This is a genomic window from Ruegeria sp. BG5 (assembly GCF_056538425.1).
Genome location: NZ_JBQFTC010000015.1, coordinates 1 through 5,977 on the forward strand (window position 1 = coordinate 1; position 5,977 = coordinate 5,977).

Annotated in this window: 2 tRNA genes and 3 rRNA genes; all 5 read right to left on the bottom strand. The window is 53.6% G+C overall.

From position 1 onward, the window contains the following. Positions 1 to 29: 29 nt before the first annotated feature. The 5 genes from rrf to ACR0KX_RS21035 all read right to left on the bottom strand — a co-directional run bounded on the left by rrf (position 30) and on the right by ACR0KX_RS21035 (position 5,526). Positions 30 to 144 (bottom strand): 5S ribosomal RNA (gene rrf, locus ACR0KX_RS21015). Between the two features lie 245 nt (positions 145 to 389). Beyond that, positions 390 to 3,255 (bottom strand): 23S ribosomal RNA (locus ACR0KX_RS21020). A gap of 416 nt (positions 3,256 to 3,671) precedes the next feature. Next, positions 3,672 to 3,748 (bottom strand) — tRNA-Ile (locus ACR0KX_RS21025). Between the two features lie 90 nt (positions 3,749 to 3,838). Further along, a tRNA-Ala gene (locus ACR0KX_RS21030) sits at positions 3,839 to 3,914 on the bottom strand. A gap of 150 nt (positions 3,915 to 4,064) precedes the next feature. Continuing rightward, positions 4,065 to 5,526, bottom strand: a 16S ribosomal RNA gene (locus ACR0KX_RS21035). Together the 16S, 23S and 5S rRNA genes with 2 tRNA genes alongside form the textbook arrangement of a ribosomal RNA operon. Positions 5,527 to 5,977: the final 451 nt, after the last annotated feature.

The window sequence follows — 5,977 nt, forward strand, 5'->3', positions numbered from 1 at the left end:
ATCGTAAGAGAGATATGGGCTTTTACTAGGTTTGGCGGTGACCTACTCTCCCGGGGCTTAAGCCCAAGTACCATTGGCGCGGCAGTGCTTAACTTCCGGGTTCGGTATGGGACCGGGTGTTTCACTTGCGCTATGACCACCAAACCGAGGAAAAGCCCCCGTCGCGACTTTTGCGAAGCAAAAGCGCGACGCGCAGGAGGCAGCGTATTCGCTTGCGAATGCGCGGTCCTGCACGGTTGTATTAATCAATCAACACCGTCGCTGTTTGCGCAGCAAAAGCGACGGGCGGGAGGCAGCGTATTCGTTTACGAATGCGCGTTCCCGCGTCTTAGTCATCCATTGTCAAGGTCAGTGTATGCTTTTGGTGATTTGTCTTTCTGTTACTGGATCAAATCAAGCCTATCGGGCGATTAGTACCGGTCAACTGAACGCATTACTGCGCTTACATCTCCGGCCTATTGACGTGGTGGTCTTCCACGGCCCTCAGGGAGACCTTGTTTTGAGGGGGGCTTCCCGCTTAGATGCCTTCAGCGGTTATCCTGTCCGATCATAGCTACCCAGCACTGCCGTTGGCACGACAACTGGTCCACCAGTGGATCGTTCACCCCGGTCCTCTCGTACTAGGGGCAACTCCTCTCAAGTCTCCTACACCCACGGCAGATAGGGACCGAACTGTCTCACGACGTTCTAAACCCAGCTCACGTACCTCTTTAAACGGCGAACAGCCGTACCCTTGGGACCTGCTCCAGCCCCAGGATGAGATGAGCCGACATCGAGGTGCCAAACACTGCCGTCGATATGGACTCTTGGGCAGTATCAGCCTGTTATCCCCGGCGTACCTTTTATCCGTTGAGCGATGGCCCTTCCACTCGGGACCACCGGATCACTATGGCCGTCTTTCGACTCTGCTCGACTTGTCAGTCTTGCAGTCAGGCTGGCTTCTGCCATTGCACTCAACGAGCGATTTCCGACCGCTCTGAGCCAACCTTCGCGCGCCTCCGTTACGCTTTAGGAGGCGACCGCCCCAGTCAAACTACCCGCCACGCAGGGTCCCGGATCCGGATAACGGACCGCGGTTAGACATCAAGAGTGCGAAGGGTGGTATCTCAAGGGAGGCTCCACGGATACTTGCGTTTCCGCTTCAAAGCCTACCACCTATCCTGCACATCACAATCCTGATGCCAGTGCGAAGCTGTAGTAAAGGTGCACGGGGTCTTTCCGTCTAACCGCGGGAAGCCTGCATCTTGACAGGCAATTCAATTTCGCTGAGTCGATGTTGGAGACAGCGGGGAAGTCGTTACGCCATTCGTGCAGGTCGGAACTTACCCGACAAGGAATTTCGCTACCTTAGGACCGTTATAGTTACGGCCGCCGTTTACCTGGGCTTCAATTCAAGGCTCTCACCTCTCCTTTTAACCTTCAGGCACCGGGCAGGCGTCAGACCCTATACGTCGTCTTGCGACTTCGCAGAGCCCTGTGTTTTTAATAAACAGTCGCCACCCCCTGGTTTGTGCCCCCAGCCCCTAGTTGCCTAGGAACCGGGCCTCCTTCTCGCGAACTTACGGAGGTATTTTGCCGAGTTCCTTCAACATCGTTCTCTCAAGCGCCTTGGTATGCTCTACCAGTCCACCTGTGTCGGTTTAGGGTACGGTCTGATGGAGGGCTATTTCCAGGAACCACTCAGCAGCCCAATCAATCCGATAAGATTGAACTACACCTGTGATCCGTCACATCCTCCTGGCCTAGGAATATTAACCTAGTTCCCATCGCCTACGCCTTTCGGCCTCGGCTTAGGGGCCGGCTTACCCTGCTCAGATTAGCTTTAAGCAGGAACCCTTGGACTTTCGGCGAGAGTGTCTCTCACACTCTTTGTCGCTACTCATGTCATCATTCTCACTAGTGATCTCTCCACGGGATCGCTCACGCGCCCGCTTCATCGAAAACACTCTATCCTGCGCTACCGCCTATTCGGCTACTTGAGCGCGATTGCTCGCGCCAAATGACCGGCGATAATACAGGATGAGTGCTATGTCACACTACGCTCTGCTACCGATGCTTACGCATCCCTAGACTTCGGCTCATGGCTTGAGCCCCGTTACATCTTCGCCGCAGGACAACTTGTTTAGACCAGTGAGCTGTTACGCTATCTTTAAAGGATGGCTGCTTCTAAGCCAACCTCCTGGTTGTTTTGGTCGTCCCACCTGCTTTCCCACTTAGCCATGAATTGGGGGCCTTAGTCGTAGGTCAGGGTTGTTTCCCTCTCCACTACGGACGTTAGCATCCGCAGTGTGTCTGCCATCTAGTACTCCCGGGTATTCGGAGTTTGGTTAGGATCAGTAAGCCTGTGGGGCCCCATTACCCATCCAGTGCTCTACCCCCCGGGGTATTCGGATGACGCTCTACCTAAATAGATTTCGCAGAGAACCAGCTATCTCCGAGTTTGATTGGCCTTTCACCCCTAGGCACAGCTCATCCCGATCCTTTTCAACGGATGTGGGTTCGGTCCTCCAGTAAGTGTTACCTTACCTTCAACCTGGCCATGCCTAGATCACTCGGTTTCGGGTCTGATCCCACGAACTCATTCGCCCTATTAAGACTCGCTTTCGCTACGCCTACACCTAACGGCTTAAGCTTGCTCGTGAGACCAAGTCGATGACCCATTATACAAAAGGTACGCCGTCAGATCTCGAGGATCCTCCGACTGATTGTAGGCGTTCGGTTTCAGGTACTGTTTCACTCCCCTCGTCGGGGTGCTTTTCACCTTTCCCTCACGGTACTGGTTCGCTATCGGTCAGCAAGGAGTACTTAGCCTTCGAAGGTGGTCCTCCGATCTTCAGACAGAATTTCACGTGTTCCGCCCTACTTAATACGTCCATCAAAGCTTCCTATACGGGGCTGTCACCCGCTATGGCCACGCTTCCCAACGTGTTCTAGTCACTTATCTGGCTCGGCTGGTCCCCGTTCGCTCGCCGCTACTAGGGGAGTATCAATTGATTTCCTTTCCTCCGGGTACTTAGATGTTTCAGTTCCCCGGGTTTGCTCTTAAAACCCTATGTATTCAGGTCTTAAGTACCTGTTCATGCTCATTATTGATTAGCAGAGCTAACAATAACAAACATTCAGGTGGGTTGCCCCATTCAGAAATCCATGGATCAAAGCTTATTCTCAGCTCCCCATGGCTTATCGCAGAGTATCACGTCTTTCATCGCCTCTTGCTGCCAAGGCATTCACCAAACGCCCTTCTCGCGCTTGATTTGATCCAGAAAGAGAAAGACAGGATTTGCGAAGCAAATCCAATGACAGGCGCTGGTAACAACCCGTCTCTCTTACTGAACCAAAAGCATACTTTCCCGCCTTCCATCCTGGAACCCGCGCTGCCGATGTCGGTCGGCCCCACGCAGAGAATGGAAGACAATGCATAACCGTTAAGTTATGCGGGTTAGTGTACTTGACTTGGACAACTCTGTTCGTTTCAGCCGGGATAGTCGTGGACAGGCGAGGAAACACCTGTGTCACAACCCGCCCCTCCGAAGAGGAGAACGACTGAGATCAACGCCACACTCGGCGCGATCAAACAGTGTTGATTGATTTCTCTCTATACGATGTCAATTGACGTCCGATTGGACGGCTAAGCACTCAAATCAGTGCTTAACGGTCAAATCGAAGGAAAGTGGTGGGTCGAGGAGGACTTGAACCTCCGACCTCACGCTTATCAGGCGTGCGCTCTAACCACCTGAGCTACCGACCCACTTTGTACGGGGCCGCTTGCCGGTCGCTCTCATTGCTTTTGCAAGCAAAAGCAACTGCCGCGACAACGCCCTTTGCTTTGCAAAAGGCTTGGTGGAGCCTAGGAGGATCGAACTCCTGACCTCCTGAATGCAAATCAGGCGCTCTCCCAGCTGAGCTAAGGCCCCTTGCCGGACCTCGCGCCTATTCGCAAGATCCTGATTTTCTGAAGAGATATGAGGACGGCTCGGTCCATGAGTTTGACCAACTTTGTTTGTTGATCTTCTGCTAAGTGTATCACGAGATTTGCGAACAAATCTAACTAGATACATCCTTAGAAAGGAGGTGATCCAGCCGCAGGTTCCCCTACGGCTACCTTGTTACGACTTCACCCCAGTCGCTGATCCTACCGTGGTCCGCTGCCTCCAAAAGGTTAGCGCACGGCCGTCGGGTAGAACCAACTCCCATGGTGTGACGGGCGGTGTGTACAAGGCCCGGGAACGTATTCACCGCGTCATGCTGTTACGCGATTACTAGCGATTCCGACTTCATGGGGTCGAGTTGCAGACCCCAATCCGAACTGAGACAGTTTTTTGGGATTAACCCATTGTCACTGCCATTGTAGCACGTGTGTAGCCCAACCCGTAAGGGCCATGAGGACTTGACGTCATCCACACCTTCCTCCCGCTTATCACGGGCAGTTTCCATAGAGTGCCCAGCCGAACTGCTGGCAACTAGGGATGTGGGTTGCGCTCGTTGCCGGACTTAACCGAACATCTCACGACACGAGCTGACGACAGCCATGCAGCACCTGTCACCGAGTCACCGAAGTGAAAGATCCATCTCTGGACCGGTCCCGGGATGTCAAGGGTTGGTAAGGTTCTGCGCGTTGCTTCGAATTAAACCACATGCTCCACCGCTTGTGCGGGCCCCCGTCAATTCCTTTGAGTTTTAATCTTGCGACCGTACTCCCCAGGCGGAATGCTTAATCCGTTAGGTGTGTCACCGAATAGCATGCTACCCGACGACTGGCATTCATCGTTTACGGTGTGGACTACCAGGGTATCTAATCCTGTTTGCTCCCCACACTTTCGCACCTCAGCGTCAGTATCGAGCCAGTGAGCCGCCTTCGCCACTGGTGTTCCTCCGAATATCTACGAATTTCACCTCTACACTCGGAATTCCACTCACCTCTCTCGAACTCTAGACCGATAGTTTTGGAGGCAGTTCCGGGGTTGAGCCCCGGGATTTCACCCCCAACTTTCCGATCCGCCTACGTGCGCTTTACGCCCAGTAATTCCGAACAACGCTAACCCCCTCCGTATTACCGCGGCTGCTGGCACGGAGTTAGCCGGGGTTTCTTTACCTGCTACCGTCATTATCTTCACAGGCGAAAGAGCTTTACGACCCTAAGGCCTTCATCACTCACGCGGCATGGCTGGATCAGGGTTGCCCCCATTGTCCAAGATTCCCCACTGCTGCCTCCCGTAGGAGTCTGGGCCGTGTCTCAGTCCCAGTGTTGCTGATCATCCTCTAAAACCAGCTATAGATCGTAGGCTTGGTAGGCCATTACCCCACCAACTACCTAATCTAACGCGGGCTAATCCTTTGGCGATAAATCTTTCCCCCGAAGGGCTCATACGGTATTACTCTCCGTTTCCAGAGGCTATTCCGTACCAAAGGGCATATTCCCACGCGTTACTAACCCGTCCGCCGCTCACCCCGAAAGGCGCGCTCGACTTGCATGTGTTAGGCCTGCCGCCAGCGTTCGTTCTGAGCCAGGATCAAACTCTCAAGTTGAAATGATCTTACGACCATATCCTTGACGTTCGAACCTCTGCACATCTTTGGTTGTGCTACCGCCTATTCGGCTACTCGAGCACGATTAAGCGACACCCTCAGCCGGCTAGCCAAGAGTACAACCAAAAGTCATCTGTTTGTCTGTGCTTCTGGTTTCATCAGAAACCGAAAGCCGTACAAACAGTGAAGCTGACACTGGTCATCGGGACAGTCACCCCTACCAGCGCGATATACAGACATTCAATCCGTCGAAACGAACCAAACCGCCCACATATCTCTTCAGTTATCCATCAATGTCAAAGAACAAAACACCCAAGACCCAAAACCAGACCATAACGCCAATCACTCAGCGCTACCGCCCAATCAAAAACCTCCGAATGCCCACCGTCTCTCCGATGCGTCTCCGCCGCTCCCGCCGCGTCCCGAGCGCCTCAGCAGCGCCGGTGAAGGG